At 62.2% G+C, this 18,617-nt stretch carries 18 protein-coding genes, 1 other RNA gene and 1 pseudogene; 7 read left to right on the forward strand and 13 right to left on the reverse strand.

Annotation, left to right across the window (positions count from 1 at the left end):
- Window positions 1–41: 41 nt before the first annotated feature.
- The 3 genes from NKJ78_RS15315 to ssrS form a co-directional block, all read right to left on the reverse strand.
- Window positions 42–569, reverse strand: coding sequence for a DUF3592 domain-containing protein (locus tag NKJ78_RS15315; RefSeq protein WP_352459893.1), 528 nt, complete (start codon window positions 567–569; stop codon window positions 42–44).
- 82 nt (window positions 570–651) lie between these two features.
- Window positions 652–1,236, reverse strand: a complete 585-nt coding sequence (locus NKJ78_RS15320) for a 5-formyltetrahydrofolate cyclo-ligase (RefSeq protein WP_023832606.1) — start codon at window positions 1,234–1,236, stop codon at window positions 652–654.
- 92 nt (window positions 1,237–1,328) lie between these two features.
- Window positions 1,329–1,484, reverse strand: a non-coding RNA gene (ssrS, locus tag NKJ78_RS15325) — 6S RNA.
- 149 nt (window positions 1,485–1,633) lie between these two features.
- Between ssrS and NKJ78_RS15330 the strand changes: the two genes are divergently transcribed.
- Complete coding sequence (locus NKJ78_RS15330) at window positions 1,634–2,473, forward strand: AAA family ATPase (protein WP_352459894.1); 840 nt, start codon at window positions 1,634–1,636, stop codon at window positions 2,471–2,473.
- A gap of 43 nt (window positions 2,474–2,516) precedes the next feature.
- Here the strand turns inward: NKJ78_RS15330 and NKJ78_RS15335 are convergent, their stop codons facing one another.
- The gene (locus NKJ78_RS15335) at window positions 2,517–4,055 is read right to left on the reverse strand and encodes an MFS transporter (RefSeq protein ID WP_023737886.1); all 1,539 of its coding nucleotides are present in this window, start codon (window positions 4,053–4,055) and stop codon (window positions 2,517–2,519) included.
- 141 nt (window positions 4,056–4,196) lie between these two features.
- On the opposite strand from NKJ78_RS15335, the gene NKJ78_RS15340 reads away from it, so the two are divergent.
- The 6 genes from NKJ78_RS15340 to msrB all read left to right on the forward strand — a co-directional run bounded on the left by NKJ78_RS15340 (window position 4,197) and on the right by msrB (window position 8,380).
- The gene (locus tag NKJ78_RS15340; protein ID WP_023737887.1) at window positions 4,197–5,060 is read left to right on the forward strand and encodes a LysR family transcriptional regulator; all 864 of its coding nucleotides are present in this window, start codon (window positions 4,197–4,199) and stop codon (window positions 5,058–5,060) included.
- Window positions 5,061–5,118: 58 nt separating this feature from the next.
- Entirely contained in the window at window positions 5,119–5,565 is a 447-nt protein-coding gene (locus NKJ78_RS15345) for a GNAT family N-acetyltransferase (RefSeq protein ID WP_023684144.1), read from the forward strand.
- A gap of 35 nt (window positions 5,566–5,600) precedes the next feature.
- On the forward strand, window positions 5,601–5,861 hold the full coding sequence (locus tag NKJ78_RS15350) for a type II toxin-antitoxin system HicB family antitoxin (protein WP_050485875.1): 261 nt from the start codon (window positions 5,601–5,603) through the stop codon (window positions 5,859–5,861).
- Window positions 5,862–5,870: 9 nt separating this feature from the next.
- Window positions 5,871–7,061 (forward strand): vWA domain-containing protein, encoded by a 1,191-nt coding sequence (locus tag NKJ78_RS15355; protein ID WP_352459895.1) that lies wholly within the window; start codon window positions 5,871–5,873, stop codon window positions 7,059–7,061.
- Window positions 7,062–7,077: 16 nt separating this feature from the next.
- Complete coding sequence (locus tag NKJ78_RS15360) at window positions 7,078–7,875, forward strand: MBL fold metallo-hydrolase (RefSeq protein ID WP_023737889.1); 798 nt, start codon at window positions 7,078–7,080, stop codon at window positions 7,873–7,875.
- Window positions 7,876–7,975: 100 nt separating this feature from the next.
- Complete coding sequence (gene msrB, locus NKJ78_RS15365) at window positions 7,976–8,380, forward strand: peptide-methionine (R)-S-oxide reductase MsrB (protein WP_023698422.1); 405 nt, start codon at window positions 7,976–7,978, stop codon at window positions 8,378–8,380.
- A gap of 62 nt (window positions 8,381–8,442) precedes the next feature.
- On the opposite strand, the gene NKJ78_RS15370 is transcribed toward msrB, so the two are convergent.
- The 9 genes and pseudogenes from NKJ78_RS15370 to livM all read right to left on the reverse strand — a co-directional run bounded on the left by NKJ78_RS15370 (window position 8,443) and on the right by livM (window position 18,616).
- On the reverse strand, window positions 8,443–8,754 hold the full coding sequence (locus NKJ78_RS15370) for a hypothetical protein (protein ID WP_031196451.1): 312 nt from the start codon (window positions 8,752–8,754) through the stop codon (window positions 8,443–8,445).
- A gap of 7 nt (window positions 8,755–8,761) precedes the next feature.
- Entirely contained in the window at window positions 8,762–9,202 is a 441-nt protein-coding gene (locus tag NKJ78_RS15375) for a hypothetical protein (protein WP_023737890.1), read from the reverse strand.
- 93 nt (window positions 9,203–9,295) lie between these two features.
- Entirely contained in the window at window positions 9,296–9,556 is a 261-nt protein-coding gene (locus NKJ78_RS15380) for a DUF2312 domain-containing protein (RefSeq protein WP_023668722.1), read from the reverse strand.
- 150 nt (window positions 9,557–9,706) lie between these two features.
- On the reverse strand, window positions 9,707–13,165 hold the full coding sequence (gene pyc / locus NKJ78_RS15385; protein ID WP_023737891.1) for a pyruvate carboxylase: 3,459 nt from the start codon (window positions 13,163–13,165) through the stop codon (window positions 9,707–9,709).
- A 281-nt stretch (window positions 13,166–13,446) separates the two neighbouring features.
- Window positions 13,447–14,568, reverse strand: coding sequence for a branched-chain amino acid ABC transporter substrate-binding protein (locus tag NKJ78_RS15390; protein ID WP_023668720.1), 1,122 nt, complete (start codon window positions 14,566–14,568; stop codon window positions 13,447–13,449).
- Between the two features lie 137 nt (window positions 14,569–14,705).
- Window positions 14,706–15,053, reverse strand: a complete 348-nt coding sequence (locus NKJ78_RS15395) for a DUF6867 family protein (RefSeq protein ID WP_023668719.1) — start codon at window positions 15,051–15,053, stop codon at window positions 14,706–14,708.
- Window positions 15,054–15,165: 112 nt separating this feature from the next.
- Window positions 15,166–15,894: an ABC transporter ATP-binding protein gene (locus tag NKJ78_RS15400; protein WP_023668718.1), complete on the reverse strand. Its 729-nt coding sequence runs from the start codon at window positions 15,892–15,894 to the stop codon at window positions 15,166–15,168.
- 20 nt (window positions 15,895–15,914) lie between these two features.
- Window positions 15,915–17,021 (reverse strand): annotated as a pseudogene (locus tag NKJ78_RS15405) (ABC transporter ATP-binding protein); the annotation flags it as partial.
- A complete protein-coding gene (gene livM, locus NKJ78_RS15410; RefSeq protein ID WP_023668716.1) occupies window positions 17,021–18,616 on the reverse strand; it encodes a high-affinity branched-chain amino acid ABC transporter permease LivM in 1,596 nt (531 codons plus the stop codon). The pseudogene NKJ78_RS15405 and the gene livM, both read right to left, overlap by 1 nt.
- Window position 18,617 lies beyond the last annotated feature (1 nt).

Below are 18,617 nucleotides of genomic sequence, written 5' to 3' on the forward strand. Positions count from 1 at the left end.
GAGGCACGGACGCTAGGCAAGCGCTACCCGGGCGATTGGCGCTAACGCCGGCCGAAAGTACCACGCTGCTGTTGAGGCGGCTTGGCGCTCGCGCCCGCAACGCGAACTGCCGAAGGCATCATCGGTGACGCCGGCGGTGCGGTGCGTCCGCGCAGCCAGAAGAACCACACGTAAAAAACAGTGAACCCACCAGTAGCGGCCAGGAGCAACAGCCCGCCGCGCCAGCCCTTCATCGCCGCGGTATCGAGGATCGATGGATTGGCAGGGTTGTAATACAACTTCACCGCGTCGCCTTTGGACGCCTTGTAGAGGCCGATGTCCTTTCCCTTGCCGGACCACGTCATCGGTGCATCGTTCGCGACATAGGTGACAGCGACGTTGATGCCTTTCGTGGTGAGGCCATTACCCTGGGCTTCGCTGTAGGAACTGACATCCGTCACTGTGGCAACCGTCTGATGCCAGGCGAACTGGTGGTGCAGGGCCGTTCCGGAAATGTGCAATGCCATCGCGAACAGCGTCACTGCTATGAGGACGAACGGCATCAGCAGGAAGCGTGCGAAGACAAACATGATGGCCGCCATCGGCTCGGACTGTGTTGCCGGAATACTATCCGGCACGTCTTGGAAACGCGTTAAGCGGGATCGCGGTCTTTTAAGCGATGTCGAAGCGGCGCAAACCGCTCTCGGTCAGTATTTCCGGGATGATGACGTCGTGCGCCTCATCCGGCACGAGACCCACCTCCTGGCAATCGAAAGCGATGCCGATCAGTCGTGGCGGCTGGCCCTTGTCGATCAGCCTGGCGATGGCGCGGTCGTAATAGCCGGCGCCATACCCGATGCGATGACCGCGGCTGTCGAAGGCCGCGAGCGGCACCAGCATCACCGCGGGATCGAGAACCTCGGCCTCCGCATGCGGACCGACCGTGCCAAAACCCATCTCGACCATCGGCGCGCCGCGCACCAGTTCGCGAAAGACGATGGTGGTCTTGTCGAGGATGGCCGGCAGGCAAAGCCTGGCCCCCTTCTCGCGCAAGGCGAACATCAGCGGCCTGATGTCGACTTCCGATCGCATCGGCCAGAAAGCTGAAACGATCTGACCCGGCTCGATGGCGAGGTGGTCGCGCGCCGTCTCGGCCATCTCAAGCGCGATCTCCACCCGCCACAGCGGATCGAGCGCATCGCGGCGGCCGAGTGCCTCGAGGCGCAGCTGCTTTTTCAGGGCTTTGGGAGATGTCATGCGCGGACGATAGAAAAGGTCGGATCTGGGTGACGTTTCATGAGCGACGTTTTCTACCACATCATCCGCCAAACTGGGCGGATACAGGTAAGTGACGATCCACACAACCGGTGGAGAGAGCGATCCCGGGAACCTACAAAGTAGGTGGGCGCCGTATGAGAAAACCCACGGGTCTTCCCAGGGACAGCTCCCTAAGGATCGTTAAGGCCCCGGGGAAAATGTTCTCCTGCCGGGAAGCGCAGACCGCCAAGCCCAATATAGGCGGCTGGTCGGTCAAGCGCTAGTGACATGAGCCGATGTTTCCATTTCGATCTCACACGCTTGCGTCGCAGCCGGCTCGCCCTTGCACAGGTCAAGCAGCGTCCTTACGGTCGCGCTCACCAACCGAGGAGCAAGTATGCGTTTCGAAGGCACGGCGGCCTATGTCGCCGACAAGGATCTGATGGTGGCGGTGAACGCCGCGATCGCGCTGGAGCGGCCATTGCTGGTCAAGGGCGAGCCGGGCACCGGCAAGACCGAGCTTGCCCGCCAGGTGGCATCGGCGCTCGGCCTCGACCTGATCGAATGGCACGTCAAGTCGACCACCCGTGCGCAGCAGGGACTGTATGAATATGATGCTGTCTCGCGGCTGCGCGACAGCCAGCTCGGCGATGCCAGGTTCAACGACATCAAAAACTACATCAAGCGCGGCAAGCTCTGGGACGCCTTCGCGGCCGGTAAGAAGGTCGTGCTGTTGATCGACGAGATCGACAAGGCCGATATCGAATTCCCCAACGACCTGCTGCAGGAACTCGATCGGATGGAGTTCTTCGTCTACGAAACCGGCGAAACGATCCGCGCCGCTGTGCGCCCCATCGTCATCATCACTTCCAACAATGAGAAGGAACTGCCCGACGCCTTTCTGCGCCGGTGCTTCTTCCACTACATCCGCTTTCCCGATGTCGACACGCTGCACAAAATCGTCGACGTGCACTATCCCGGCATAAAGCAGAATTTGGTGCGTGCTGCCCTGACCCAGTTCTACGAAATCCGCGACGTGCAGGGGTTGAAGAAGAAGCCGTCGACCTCCGAGGTGCTCGACTGGATCCGCCTGCTGGTCGCCGACGACATCGCACCCGAGGATCTGCGCGCCGACCCCAGGAACGCGCTGCCGAAACTGCACGGCGCGCTGCTGAAGAACGAGCAGGACGTGCATCTGTTTGAGCGCCTTGCTTTCATGGCCAGGCGGCAGGGATAAGGATCGGCGGGCGGGCTGAGCGCTATGAGCGGGCTTCGGCCGATCACTCGGCCGCCGCAAGCCCTGTCTCCTGCGGCGCGACGCGCTTCGGCCCGAAGATGACGAAGCCGATGACCGACAGGGCGAGAACGCCTATCCCGCAATAGAGCATGACCCAGCCGAAACCGTTGACCAGGGCGGCATACACGATGGCGCCGGACGGGTCGAGGGCTGCGAGCTTCGGCGTCCCCTGCGCAAGGCCGTCCAGATTGCCGGTGGCGATCCTTTCCGCCAGCGCCCGCAACTCATCCGGCTCCAAAGCCGCGCCGAGTGTGGTCCGCAGGTAGGAAACGATACCTTGCGTCAGCAGCAGGCCGAGCACCGCGATGTTGATAGCGAGCGTGATCAGGCGTGCGCTGATGTCGATGCCGGACGCCATGCCGGCGCGATCCGGCGATACCGCGCCGGTCGTGGTGTTTGTGGTCGGCGAATTGGTGAGACCGATGCCGATGCCAGCAATCAGGGTGCCCGGCAGCATGGTCAGCCAGGTGGCGCCCTCGAGCCTGGAGCCGATCCACATGGCGATGAAACCGATCGCTAGCGTCAGCAGACCGAGCGGGATGGCAATTCGCGCCTGATAGCGCGCGCGAATGCGCTCGGCGATCGGCGGCATCACCATGAACGGCAGCGTGTAGACGAGCAACAGCAGGCCGGTCGTCGTGCTGTCGTAGCCGAGAACGCCGGAATAATAGATCGGCAGATAGATGATGAACGGCCAGTAGCTGAAATTCATGCCGATGGCGCCCATGATCGCGCCGGAAAACTGGCGGATGCGGAACACGGAGAAATCGAACATCGGATAGGGATTGACCCTCTCGGCGACAAGGAAAGCGATGAACGCAGCCACGGAGGCTGATATCACGCCGATGCGGGCGCTGGTCCCGAGATCCGCACCCTGCGTGATCAGATAGGAGAAGCCGAACACAGAAGCCGACAGCGTCAGCATGCCGGCCCAGTCGAGTTTCTGGGCATTGTGATCGCGCGATTGCGTGACGCCGGCGCCGATAAAGGCGAGCGCCAGGAGCGCCAGCGGCACGTGGATGAGGAACACCCACTGCCAGTTCGACAGCGCCACGATCAGGCCGCCAATGGCGGGACCGAAACCAAGCCCGATGCCTGAGACGACGCTCCAGGCAACAAAAGCCTTGCCGCGTTCGCGGCCATCCTGGAACTGATGCGACAGCACGGCGACGCTGCAGGTCAGCATCGCGCCGCCGGCGAGACCTTGCAGGAAGCGGGCGGCGATCAGCAGCGCCGCACTCGGCGCCAGACCGCACAGCAGCGAGGAGAGGCCGAAGGCGACGGTGGTGATCACCATCACGCTCTTGCGGCCGAAACGGTCGGCCAATGTCCCTGTCGCCATCAGCACCGTGGTGCAGGCAATGGTGTAGGCGTTCATGATCCATTGCAGGTCTTTGAAATCGGCGGCGAGCACGCTTTCCAGTTTCGGCAGGATCACCGGCACGCTGGAGATTTCGAGCCCGAACAAGAGCGACGCCAAGCACACGCCGGTGAGCGCGATGGTGTTTCGTTGAATTGGCATATCGATCTCTTTCCATCGGAACATGCGGCGCTCTTCAAACCGCGACCAGTTTGACATAGAGGAGACTTGACCATGAAAAAAGACTATGCTCGGCTATATCAGAAATGACAAAATCGAATGGTTGGCCAATGGAGTGCTGCGATGACCAGTCTTGATGTGGACGCCGTACGAACCTTTGTGATGGTGGCCGATCTGCAGAGCTTCACCCAGGCGGCCACGGCGCTGGGCAGCACGCAGGCGACGATCAGCGTCAAGCTGCGCCGCCTTGAGGAGAAGCTGGGCGCGCGATTGATTGAAAGAACGCCGCGCCGCGTCAGCCTGTCGGCACGAGGCGCCGTCTTCCTCCCCGCCGCGCGCGACTTCCTTGCCGCGCACGAGCGCGCCATGGCGGAGTTTGCGTCAGCACCGTGCCGGCTTGCGCTCGGCTTTGTCGATCATGCCGCCGGTCCGGCGCTGTCCATTCTGATTGCCCAGCTCCATGCGCACGATCCATCGCTGACGCTCAGTTTGAGGATCGATACCAGCACGGTGCTCAAGGAAGCTTTCGATCACGGCGAGCTCGACGCGGTTATCGTGCACCGCGAAGGCGACAGCCGTCCTGGCCGGACCTTGTCGCGCAACCACTATGGCTGGTTCGCCGCACCTTCCTTCGAGTGGCAGCGCGGAACGCCGTTGCGCCTCGCGCTCTTAAGCACCGTGTGCAACTGTCCGGATCGTGTGCGGGCGGTCGAGGCGCTGGACAAAGCAGGCATCGCCTGGGAGGAGGCCTTCGTCGGCGGCGGCGGCGCGGCCGTCAACATTGCGATATCGGCGGGCTTTGCCGTTTCGGCGCTGGCTCACTGCGTCGCTCCGCCCGGCCTGATCGAGGTTGGCCGCAAACTTGGTCTTCCATCGCTTGACCCTTCCGAAGTGGTGCTGCATTCGCACAATCTGGCGCCGCGCGCGCGTGACGCGCTGCAGATGCTGGCAACCGCATTTCGCGAGTACAATTCGCCGGTGGATTAGGCGATGGTGTTTCCGATCTGATTCCGCCGGAATCCGATAAGGCTTTGGAGGAACCGAAATGACCGAGATCACCGTCCGCCCGCTGGCGCTGGCCGACCATGCCGACTGGCGGCGGCTGTGGACTGCCTACCTCACCTTCTACGAGACCAAGCTGCCGGACGAGGTCTACGACATCACCTGGAAACGACTGTTCACGGAAGGTGAATTCGAACCGAAGGGGTTTATCGCCACGCTCGACGGCAAGGCGGTCGGCCTGACCCATTATCTCTATCACCGCTCCGGCTGGTCGGAGAAAAACAACTGCTACCTGCAGGACCTGTTCGCCGACCCTGATGTGCGCGGCAAGGGCATCGGTGCGGCCCTCATTGAAGCGGTCAAGCAGGAAGCCGACAAGATCGGCGTCAAGAACGTCTATTGGATGACCCACGAAACCAACGCCACAGCGCGCAAGCTCTACGACCATGTCGCGCGGCGGACAGGTTTTATCGAGTATGATCTGCTATGATGCGAGCGCGATCGATATAACGCGGAAGGAGCCGAATGATCCGCTATGTCGGAATCCTGGATGGCAGTGACGGCGTTTGGGGAGTGCGGATGCCCGATCTCGCCGGCTGCCACGGGGCCGGCGCAAACCCGGCGGAAGCGATAGCCGATGCCGCCTCGGCTATGCGCGAATGGGCGGAAGCCCGCATCGCAAAGCACTTGCCCATGCCCAACCCACGTACTGTGGCAAATCTTCTGCAATCCGGCGAAATCGACAGTGCCCGTGGCGACTCAGCCGTGACCGTTCGGCATAGATAACGGCCAACCATGTTCCTCCCCTTCTTTCTCGAACTAAAGGCCGCGCGCGTTCCCGTTTCGCTCAGGGAATATCTGTCGCTGCTGGAAGGGCTGGAGGCCGGGCTGGTCGACTATGACGTCGAGGGTTTTTACTACCTCGCCCGCGCCGCGCTTGTGAAGGACGAACGCCATATCGACCGCTTCGACCAGGTGTTTGCGCATGTCTTCAAGGGGATCGAGGCGCTCACCGGCCCCGATGCCGTCGGTGTCGCCAACATCCCTGAGGAATGGCTGCGCCGGCTCGCCGAAAAGCACCTGACCGAGGAAGAGAAGAAACTGATCGAGGCGCTCGGCGGTTTCGACAAGCTGATGGAGACACTGAAGGAGCGGCTGGAGGAACAGAAAGGCCGCCACCAGGGCGGCTCGAAATGGATCGGCACCGGCGGCACTTCGCCTTTCGGCGCCTATGGCTACAATCCCGAAGGCGTGCGCATCGGCCAGCATGAAAGCCGCAATCGCCGTGCGGTGAAAGTCTGGGACAAGCGCGAGTTCAAAAATTTCGACGACGCCGTCGAGCTCGGCACCCGCAACATCAAGGTGGCGCTGAAGCGCCTGCGTCGCTGGGTGCGCGAGGGTGCGGAGGAAGAGTTCGACCTGCCCGGCACCATCCATGCCACCGCCGAGCACGGCTATCTCGATGTGCAGACGCGCCCCGAACGGCGCAACGCCGTGAAGCTCTTGATGTTCTTCGATGTCGGCGGCTCGATGGACGACCACATCAAAAGCGTCGAGGAGCTGTTTTCGGCCGCCCGCGCCGAATTCCGCCGGCTCGAATATTTTTACTTCCACAACTGCCTTTACGAGGGCGTCTGGAAGGACAACCGGCGCAGGCATGCCGAGGCCATCCCGACCTTCGATCTGCTTCACAAATACGGCCCCGACTACAAGGTGATCGTCGTCGGCGATGCCTCGATGAGCCCTTACGAGATCGCGCATCCCGGCGGTTCGGTCGAGCATTGGAACCCGGAAGCCGGCAGTGTCTGGCTTGGCCGCCTCATCCAGCAATGGCCGAATGCGGTCTGGCTGAACCCCGAAAACCAGAAAAACTGGGGCTTCACCCATTCGATCGCGATGATCCGCGATCTCTTCGGCGGCCGCATGTTCCCACTGACGCTGGCCGGGTTGGAAGCCGCGACGAAGCAGCTCTCACGCAAGCATTGATATGAGAGGAAAACCGATGACCTGCTTTCTTTGCCCGCAATGCGGCGTCCAGTTCGCGGCAACGCAGACCCCTCCAGAAAATTGCCCGATCTGCGAGGACGAGCGGCAATATGTGCGCTGGGAAGGCCAGGCCTGGACCACTGGGGAAGAACTCTCTGCCGGGCATAGGCTTGTGATGAAGGACGATGCCGGCGTTCTCGCTTTCGGCATCGAGCCGCGCTTTGCTATCGGCCAGCGGGCGCTGCTGGCGCAGACGCCGCACGGCAATGTGCTGTGGGATTGCATCTCGATGGTGAGCGACGAGGCGGTAGCCGAAATCAACCGTCGCGGCGGCCTGGCCGCGATCGCCATTTCGCACTGCCACTATTATTCGGTGATGGTCGAGTGGTGCGAGGCGTTTGGCGGCGTGCCGATCTATCTCCATGCCGACGACCGCCAGTGGATCATGCGGCCGCACAACGCCATCGTCAGCTGGGCGGGCGAGACGCTGGCCATAAACCCGTCGCTGACACTCGTGCGTTGCGGTGGCCATTTTGCCGGCGGCCAGGTGCTGCATTGGAAACGCGATGGCGGTAACGCCCTGCTGTCCGGCGACATATTGCAGGTGACGCCGACGCGTCGCCATGTCAGCTTCATGTACAGCTATCCGAACTACATTCCGCTCAATGCGCCGGCCGTGCGACGCATCGCGGCGGCACTTGAGCCTTTCGAATTCGACGACATCTACGGCGCGTGGTGGCAGCAGAACATCATCGGCGGCGCAAGAACGGCATTTCATGCGTCGATCGCCCGCTATCTTCAGGCGATTGGGTAGGAGCTCGGCTGAAAATGCGAGCAAAACACGTAACAAACGCCTATCTCTAAGCGAATATAGCTTGCAACCAACAACAAGCCGCCAAGGCTGAGGAGATCAAATGGACACCCACACCTACCCTATCACCCGCACCGACGCCGAATGGCGCGCCCGCCTGACGCCCGAGCAATATGCGGTCATGCGCGGCCATGGCACCGAACGGCCCGGAAGCTGCGCGCTGCTCTACGAAAAGCGCGCCGGCACCTTTTCCTGCGTCGGCTGCGACCAGCCGCTGTTCGAATCCAAGCTCAAGTTCGAGAGCGGCACCGGCTGGCCGAGCTTCAATGATCCGGTGCCCGGTTCGGTCGAAAACACCGTCGACCGCAGCTACGGCATGGTCCGCACCGAATGCCACTGCGCCCGCTGCGGCAGCCATCTCGGCCATGTCTTCGAGGACGGCCCGCCGCCGACCGGCCTGCGCTATTGCATCAACGGCGTGGCGCTGAAATTCGAGCCGGCGGCTTAAGCCGCGGCTTGACCACCATCTTCAAAGGGCGGCTTCGGCCGCCCTTTTTCGTGTCAATCTTCTCAGACAACCACCACCAGGATCAGCCAAAGCGTAGCCCCGAGCGTCATCAACGAAGCCTTGGCGCCACTGGATTTTTCCGTGGTTCGCCAGACGGCAAAGGTCAGAAAGATGTTGTAGGGCACGGGCGCGAAATGCACCGCCAGGACGACGGCGAGCGGCAGCTTCAAGCCGAGCAGAATGAGCGCGGCCACCGACGAGGTGATGTTGATCGCCGTGCCGACAAGGACTAGATCGCGCCAGAACAACCGCTCGACCGGAACCGCGCCTTGCCAGCGCGAGCCGAAGAAGGATCCGATGCTTTGCACCAACACCTGATAGCTATCCCTCTCTCAGCACGTCGGTGACGGCGCGCTCGAAGCGCGAGCATTCCGTCACCAGCCAGTCGGCCATGGCCGGCCAGTTGTCCTCGGCATAGCAGTTCACCCGCCACATCGAATTGATGCCGAGGGCCTCGCAGCTCTGCTCCGGCCTGAGCTTCAGCCTGTCTTCGATTGCCGGTTGGAACGGCTTCAGCCGCGACCAGACCCCGGTCGCGCCGAACATCTCGTTACGGCCGAAAAAGACGCCAACTTGGCTTTGCGCCGGCGCGACATACATGGACAGGACCAGAGCGAAGTCAGGCAGCCCGCGCTGCCAGAACCAGGGTCCGCGCCGCGCCATGGAAGCGCGTTCCTCCGGATGCCGTTCGGCGAACAGCGCCCAGAAGCTGCGTTGGCGGAATTCAGAGGCGCGGCGGGCGCCGAAGTCGAATTCGCTCATGGTTCGATGCCCGTTCCAGCATCATTCCTTGGCCCGAGACTGTTTCGAAATTCGCTCCGGCGATATCAGCCGGAGTAGAATTTCCAGACAGCCTTACACCATGCCGAGCGCGGCCTTGTAGAGATCGAGGATGGTTTCCTCTTCCTGGCGCTCGGCCTGGTCCTTCTTGCGCAGCCGGATGATCGACCGCATCGCCTTGGTGTCGAAGCCGGTGCCCTTGGCCTCGGCGAACACTTCCTTGATGTCGTCGGCGATGGTCTTCTTTTCTTCCTCGAGCCGCTCGATGCGCTCGATGAAGGCGCGCAACTGGCCGGCGGCAACAGTCTGGCTGGTATCTGTGATGTCGTCGGCCATGTTTTTTCTCCGCTACTTTTTAAGCACCGCGATTCTGGCGCGGTAAATTGGGAGCGGGTTCGATGCCCGAGCAGGCGCGGCGGGTCAAGCCATTATCGGCGCTTCGTGAACGGCTGCTGCCAGCCGTCCCCAGTGTGATGGATCCGCGCGTCAGCCAAACGCGATCAACAGATCCTTCGCATCGATCTGATCGCCGGCCTTGACCAGCACTTCGGCCACGGTGCCGTCGCGCTCGGCATGCAGGGCCGTCTCCATCTTCATGGCTTCGATCGACAACAGCACGTCGCCGGCCTTGACCGCTTGGCCGGCGGCAACCGAAAGGGCGGAGACCACGCCCGGCATCGGCGCGCCGACATGCGCCTCGTTGCCGGGCTCGGCCTTGCGCCGAGCCTTGGCCGCCGAGGCACCATGCGCCCTGTCAGGCACCCGGACACGGCGCGGCTGGCCGTTGAGCTCGAAGAACACGGTGACCATGCCCTTCTCATCGACGTCGCCGATCGCAAGGCAGCGCACTACAAGCGTCTTGCCTTTTTCGATGTCCAGGAAGATCTCGTCTTCGGACTTCATGCCGTAGAAATAGGTCGGCGTCGGCAGCACACTGACCGGCCCGTAGGTTTCCTGCGCGGCGGCGAAGTCGGTGAACACCTTCGGATACATCAGCCAGGACGCGAATTCGTACTCCGAAAGCTTGCGCTCCAGCTTCGCCTCGATCTCCTTGCGGCTGGCCTTGAGGTCGGCCGGTTTGAGCAGCGAGCCCGGCCGCACGGTGATCGGCTTGTTTTCCTTCAGCGCCTTCTTCTGCAGCTTCTCAGGCCAGCCGCCGGGCGACTGGCCGAGATCGCCGCGCAGCATCGAGACGACCGAGTCCGGGAAGGCGATGTCCTTGGCCGGGTTTTCGACGTCGGCAACGGTCAGATCCTGGCTCACCATCATCAGCGCCATGTCGCCGACCACCTTGGACGACGGCGTCACCTTGACGATGTCACCGAACATCAAATTGACGTCGTGATAGGCTTGTGCCACCTCGTGCCAACGCGTTTCCAGCCCCAGCGAACGCGCCTGTTCCTTGAGGTTGGTGAACTGGCCGCCCGGCATTTCGTGCAGATAGACTTCCGAGGCTGGCCCCTTGAGGTCGCTTTCGAAGGCCGCATACTGGTTGCGCACCGCTTCCCAGTAGAAGGAGATGTTGCGGATCCATTGCGGATCGAGGCCGGGATCGCGCTCGGTTCCCTTCAGCGCCTCGACGATCGAGCCCAGGCAAGGCTGCGAGGTGTTGCCGGAGAAGGAATCCATCGCCGCGTCGATGGCGTCGACGCCACTTTCCACGCCCGCCAGCACCGTCGCCGCCGATAGGCCTGACGTGTCGTGGGTATGGAAATGGATCGGCAGGTCGGTGGCTTCGCGCAGCGCCTTGAACAGCACGCGGGCGGCGGCAGGCTTCAAAAGCCCGGCCATGTCCTTGACGGCGATGATATGGGCGCCGGCTGCCTGCAATTCTTTCGCCAACCCGACATAGTATTTGAGATCGTATTTGGCGCGCGCCGGATCGAGGATGTCGCCGGTGTAGCAGATCGCCGCTTCGACCAGCTTGCCCTCGGCGCCCACCGCGTCCATGGCGACGCGCATATTCTCGACCCAGTTCAGGCAGTCGAAGACGCGGAACAGGTCGACGCCGCCGGCCGCTGCCTGGCTGACGAAATGTTGCACGACATTGTCGGGATAGTTGGTGTAGCCGACGCCATTGGCGCCGCGCAGAAGCATCTGCAGCAAAAGGTTGGGGGCCGCTTCGCGCACTTTGCTCAGCCGCTCCCACGGATCCTCGGTGAGGAAGCGCATGGCGACATCGAAAGTGGCGCCGCCCCAGCATTCCAGCGACAGCAGCCGCGGCAGCGCCCGCGCATAGGTGCCGGCAATGCCGGCAATGTCATGCGTGCGCATGCGGGTGGCGAGCAGCGACTGGTGACCGTCGCGCATCGTCGTGTCGGTGACAAGCACCTCTTTTTGCTCACGCATCCAGGCAGCGAATTTCTCCGGCCCCAACGCGTCTAGCTTCTGCTTGCTGCCATCAGGCACATTGCCGTTGAGATAGGGCACGACAGGCGCTGCCGCATCGGTCTTGGGCATCGGTCGGCCGCGGGTTTCGGGATGGCCGTTGACGCTGACGTCGGCCAGATAGTTGAGCAGCTTGGTGGCGCGGTCCTGCCGCTTCACCTGCGCGAACAGCTCCGGCGTCGTGTCGATGAACCTGGTCGTGTAGGAATTGTCGGCGAAGCGCGGGTGGTTGATGATTGCCTCGAGGAAGGTGAGGTTGGTGGCCACGCCGCGGATGCGGAACTCGCGCAGGGCCCGATTCATGCGGGCGATCGCCTCGGCCGGTGTCGGGGCCCAGGCAGTCACCTTCTCCAGCAGCGGATCGTAGAAGCGGGTGATGACCGCGCCCGAATAGGCGGTGCCGCCGTCGAGGCGGATGCCGAAACCGGCGGCTTCGCGATAAGCGGTGATGCGGCCGTAGTCCGGAATGAAACTATGCTCCGGATCCTCGGTCGTGATGCGGCACTGCAGCGCGTGACCGTTCAGCCTGATGTCGGCCTGCGCCGGCACGCCCGACTCTTTCGTGCCTATGGCAAAGCCGTCCAGTATGTGGATCTGCGCCTTGACGATGTCGATGCCGGTCACCTGCTCGGTGACGGTGTGCTCGACCTGGATGCGCGGATTGACCTCGATGAAGTAGAATTTGCCGGTGTCGGCGTCCTGCAGGAATTCCACCGTACCGGCGCCGATATAGCTGGTCTCGCGCGCGATCTTGAGCGCATAGCCGCAAAGCTCCTGGCGCAATGCCTCGCTGAGATAGGGCGCCGGCGCCCGTTCGACGACCTTCTGGTTGCGGCGCTGGATCGAGCAGTCGCGCTCGAACAGATGTACAGCGTTGCCATGCGTGTCGCCGAGCACCTGGACCTCGACATGGCGAGCGCGCTCGATCAGCTTTTCGAGATAGACCTCGTCCTTGCCGAAGGCGGCCTTGGCCTCGCGCTTGCCTTCCATCACCTCGCGGGCGAGGTCGGCTTCCGCGCGGATGGCGCGCATGCCGCGCCCGCCGCCGCCCCATGATGCCTTGAGCATCACCGGATAGCCGACTGTCTTGGCGAGCTGCTTGACTGCTTCCATGTCGTCCGGCAGCGGTTCGGTTGCCGGCACCACCGGCACGCCGACCTCGATGGCCAGATTGCGCGCGGCGACCTTGTTGCCGAGCCGGCGCATCGTGTCGGGCTTCGGCCCTATGAAAGTGATGCCGGCCTCGGCGCAGGCATCTGCGAATTCAGGGCTTTCCGACAGGAGGCCATAGCCCGGATGGATGGCGTCGGCGCCGGACAGTCTGGCGACCCGGATCACTTCCTCGATCGACAGATAGCTTTCGATCGGCCCCATGTCCCTGGCCAGATGCGGGCCGCGCCCGACCTGGTAGCTTTCATCGGCCTTGAACCGATGAAGCGAATATTTGTCCTCCTCGGCCCAGATCGCCACGGTTTTGAGGCCGAGCTCGTTGGCCGCGCGAAAGACGCGGATGGCAATTTCGGACCTGTTGGCGACGAGGATCTTCGTGATGGCCAAGGAAGGAGGCTCCGGACAGGGAGGGATGAGGCAGAGGCATGATTAACGCGAAAATGCTGCAGTGCAACCAAAATCGGGGAGAGATTAAACCGATTTAAATGCGATTCTAGCACAACGGCTCGAAAAGCTGCGTGCGATTGGCGTCGCGAGCTGACGCTAATTGTCGTGCCCGCACAAATTCGACCCGGCTAACGGCTTGTCCAGCCACCCTCGCTGCCGCCCTGCACCAAAGAAAAATGCCCGGCGCGAGCGCCGGGCATTCCATAGAGCTGTGTTCCGAATTACGACTTCGGGAACCAGGAGATCTTGCCGTCCGGACCCTTCTTCCATTCGTACATGATGTAGCCCGGGAGCTTCGGATCGCCCTTCGCGTCATAGGCGAGATCGCCCAGAACGGTCTTGAACGGGCCCTTCTCGTGCAGCGCCTTGGCCACTTCCACGGGGTCGTTCGACTTGGCCACGGCAGCAGCCTCGGCGATCACCTGCATGGCGGCGTAGGAGTAGAGAGTGTACGCTTCCGGCTCGAAGCCCTGAGCGCGGAACTTCTCGACCAGTGCCTTGTTCTCGGGGATCAGACGCGGATCCGGACCGAAGGTGTTGAGCGTACCGATAACCGCATCGCCGGCGATCGCAGCCAACTCGTCGGTAACGATGCCGTCACCTGACATCAGGGTAGCCTTGAGGCCCTGGTCCGCCGACTGGCGGATGATCAGGCCGGCTTCGGTGTGCAGGCCGCCCCAATAGATCAGGGTAACACCGGCGTCCTTCATCTTGGCAATCAGCGCCGAGAAGTCCTTGTCGCCGACATTGACGCCTTCGTACATGACTTCGGTCAGGCCGGCTGCGTTCATCGCCTTCTTGGTCTCGTCGGCAAGGCCCTGACCATAGGGGGTCTTGTCGTGGATGACGGCAACTTTGGCGTCCTTGAAGTTGGTCGCGATATAGCCGCCGGCGATGCCGCCCTGCTGGTCATCGCGTCCGCAGGTGCGGAACACGTTCCACAGGCCGCGCTCGGTGAATTTCGGGTTGGTCGCCGCCGGGGTTACTTCGACGATGTTGTTGTCGACGTAGACTTCCTGCGAAACCGGGATCGAGACGCCCGAGTTGAAGTGGCCGATCACGAACTTCACGCCGTCGCCGACGAACTTGTTGCCGACTGAAATGCCCTGCTTCGGATCGGAGACGTCGTCGCCGACTTCGAGCTTGATCTGCTCGCCGTTCATGCCGCCTGCTGCGTTGATGTCGGCAACGGCCGCTTCCGCACCCTTCTGCAGCTGCGCACCGAAGGCCGCATTCGGACCGGTGATCGGACCTGCGACGCCGACGATAACGTCAGCCCATGCATTGCCACCGAACGCGACAAGCGCGGTCAGGGCAACGGCGGACAAAAGTGATTTCTTCATTTAAACGCTCCCATTTACGAGGTGGGCGTGGATGAAACTTTCATGCGATGCCCACCCTTATCGCAGAAAGCGTACTTTGCCGATTTTCAGGCCCTTGTCACGCCGATTCATCCCCGGAACGGCGTTAATGATGAACGTCAACCTTTCGGTTTCCAGCTTAAGATCGAAGCACGTTCGTAAAGCCAATTATACTGCGTCACCATCTGGTTCGTGCGCGTGTATTGATAGCCGACAAACCCCAATATCATGAGCACGATTGTGTCCACGACATAGTATTGCAGCGAAAACATCGTGCCGCCGAACAGGGCATGATGGATGAACCTGATGCCTATGCCGAGGCCCAGCAGATAGGCGAACAGCGCCGGCAGGCTGCGCCATGTCTGGGCGCTGGCCTTGCCGGTCATCCATGCCGCCCAGCCGCCGAGTAGACAGGTGACGAAGAAGAACTGCCAGATGGAAGGTTCCTCGTGAAGAATGCCTTGCATGATGAAGACTCCCTAGCATGATCCCGAAAAGTTGCAGACTTTTCGGACAAAGGTCATGCGACAAACAAACAAGTTGGAGCGGAATACCGTTTGCATACATTCCGCTCCAAAATCAGTGATGGCCGCCTTCGAGATAGGCCGCGCGCACTTCCGGATTGGCGAGCAATTCCTTGCCTGTGCCGCTCATGGTCACGTTGCCGTTGACCATGACGTAGCCGCGCGTGGCGAGCTTGAGCGCGCCGAAGGCGTTCTGCTCGACCAGGAACACGGTCAGCCCTTGCGTGCGGTTCAGTTCGCGGATGGCATCGAAGATCTGCTTGACGATCAGCGGCGCCAGACCCAGCGACGGCTCGTCGAGCAGCAGCAGCTTCGGCCGCGCCATCAGCGCACGTCCGATCGACAGCATCTGCTGCTCGCCGCCCGACAGCGTGCCGCCGCGCTGGGCAATGCGCTCCTTGAGGCGCGGGAACAGCGCGAACACCTTCTCGGCATCCTCGTCATAGTGCTTGAGGTTGTCGAGACCGGCGCCCATCTGCAGGTTTTCCATCACCGTCATACGCGGGAAAATGCGCCTGCCTTCCGGCGACTGCGCAATGCGCATGCGAGCGATCTCGTGCGTCGGCATCTGGGTGATGTCGGTGCCGGCGAAAGTGATTGAGCCGGCACGAGCGCGCGGCGCACCGAAGATGGTCATCATCAGCGTTGACTTGCCGGCGCCGTTGGCGCCGATCAGCGCGACGATCTCGCCTTGGTTGACGTGGACATCGACGCCGTTCAGCGCCTTGATGTTGCCGTAGTAGGTCTCGACGCCCTTGATGTCGAGCAGCGTTGTCTCGGCCATCACTTACGCCCTCCGCGCGGCTTGCCTGTCGGGGATTTGGTGGCCGCCGGTTTGGACTTGGCCGTTAGACGCTCGGACGGTGCTCTTGGCGCGGAGTTGGCTCTTGTATCGTATTGGGTGGCCTTTGAAGCTCCCTTCGACACTGTGACCCGCTCGCCCTGGCTGTGGCCGATCGTGTCGCTTACCGGGCCGGCGAGATAGGAAGACGATGTGCCTGGTCCGTGAGCCGAATCCGGCCCGATGTCCAGCTGCTCGATGACGTCTTCATCGCCGACCTCGGTCAGCACCGTCTCGACCTCCTCGTCGTCGACGCCGAGATAGGCGGCGATGACGCGCGGGTCGGTACGCACCGATTGCGGGCTGCCGTCGGAAATCTTGCGGCCATATTCAAGCACCACGACATGGTCGGAAATCTGCATGACCACCGACATGTCATGTTCGATCAGCAGGATCGAGGTACTGCTCTTGATGTCCATCAGCAGCGAATTCAGCGCTGCCGATTCCTTCGGATTGAGACCGGCCGCAGGCTCGTCGAGGCACAGAAGTTCGGGCCCTGTGCACATGGCGCGCGCAATCTCGAGGCGCCGCTGCGCGCCATAGGGCAGGTCGCCGGCCGGATCGTCGGCGCGATCGACAAGGTCGGCCTTCTCCAGCCAGTGCTTGGCAAGCTCCACCGATTCAGCCGAGGCCCTGCGGTAGCCGCCGATCCCGAATAGGCCCAAGATCGTGTAGCCGGATGCCTTCATCAGCTTGTTGTGCTGGGCAACCAGCAGATTCTCCAGCAGCGTCATGCCCGAGAACAGGCGGATGTTCTGGAAGGTGCGCGCCACCTTGGCGCGCGCCGGGATCTCATGATTGGGCAGCCGTTCGAGCAGGAAGCTCGAGCCGTCGGCCCGGTTGAGCGTAATCATGCCTTCCGACGGCTTGTAGAAGCCGGTGATGCAATTGAAGACGGTGGTCTTGCCGGCGCCATTGGGTCCGATCAGCGCGGTGATCTCGCCGCGCTTGGCCTGGAACGACAGGTCGCCGATGGCGATCAGGCCGCCGAACTTCATCGAAAGATGCTCGACCTGGAGGATGGCGTCTTTCATACCCGGATTGGTCTTCTGAATGGAGGTCGCGCTCATCAGCCGTGCCCTTCCTTGGTGAAGGAGGAGGAGACCGCTTTTCGTTCACTGAGGAAGGCCGTCGGTTCACGGCTGCCGACAAAGCCGCGCGGCTTCCACAGCATGACGATGACCATCGCCATGCCGAACAAAAGCATGCGGTAAAGCTCCGGCGTGAAATCTTTTCCGAAGACACTTTTCAGGAAATCGAGTTCGCGCAGCGCCTCGGTGCCGCCGATCATCACCAGCGCGGCGACCGCGATGCCGACCAGCGAGCCCATGCCGCCGAGCACCACGATGGCCAGGATGATCGCCGATTCCAGGAAGACGAAGGATTCAGGGCTGACGAAGCCTTGCCGTGCGGCGAAGAAGGCGCCGGCAAAACCGCCGAACATGGCGCCGGTGGCAAAGGCGGTGAGCTTGGTGGTGGTGGTGTTGATGCCAAGCGAGCGGCAGGCAATCTCGTCCTCGCGCAGCGCCTCCCAGGCGCGGCCGACAGGCATGCGCCTGAGCCTGATGGTGACGAAGGCGGTCAGCAGCGCCAGCCCGAGAATGAGATAGTAGAGGAAGATCTTGTAGTAGGCGCTTGACTGGGCGATGTGCAGCACCTTGCCGATATAGTTCGGGTCGGTCGAATTAAACGTCATCAGGCCGAAGAAGGTGACCTTCGGGATGCCGGAGATGCCGGCCGAGCCGTTGGTGACTTCACGCCAGTTGATCAGCACCAGGCGGATGATCTCGCCGAAGGCCAGCGTCACGATCGCCAGGTAATCGCCACGAAGCCTGAGCACCGGAAAGCCGAGCATAACGCCCCAGAAGGCGGCCATGGCGCCGGCGGCGGGCAGCAGGATCCAGAACGACAGGCCGTATTGCGAACCGAGCAACGCATAGGCATAGGCGCCGACCGCGTAAAAGGCGACGTAGCCGAGATCGAGCAGGCCGGCGAGGCCGACGACGATGTTCAGTCCCCAGGCCAGCATCACATAGATCAGGATCTGGATGCCGAAATTGTCGACCCACTTCAACGAGCCCTGCAGGCCGCCGGTTATCGACCACGCGTAGATCGACAGCACCACGACGACGAGGATCGGGTATAGCACCAGCGCCGCAATCCCGAGCTTGGTGAAATTGGCGTGGATGAAGGAGCGGAAATAGAAGATCACGCAAGCGAGCGCGTAAATGACGGCCAATGCGCGCAGGAACTGAAGGTAGCCGGCCAGATCGGGTCCCACCAACACCGGCAGGGCGCTGCCGAACGCAACCAGGACAACCGCCAGCACGACGGCGACGATGAAGGCCGGAAGCAGGAAGAAGCGCGACGCGACGCTCGCCGGCAACAGGCCGGTGGCGACATTGGTGATCTTCTGATTGGCCATGAACGGCTGGCCATAGGCAATGTAGAAGAAGCGGCCGAGCATGGTCAGCACGACCACGGTGATGAGCAGCAACCAGCGCTGCACCAGGATCAGCTGGTTGCTTATGTTCTGGTCGGTCTTCAGGCCGATGAAGAGAATGAACAACCCTAGCGAGATGGCGCCGGCATAGAACGCTTCGCGCAATGCACGCTGCACGGGGGAGGCGACGGTGTCGCGCTCCGAGGATACGGAAACCGCCATT

Source organism: Mesorhizobium sp. M0037, from assembly GCF_040323635.1.
Lineage (GTDB): Bacteria > Pseudomonadota > Alphaproteobacteria > Rhizobiales > Rhizobiaceae > Mesorhizobium.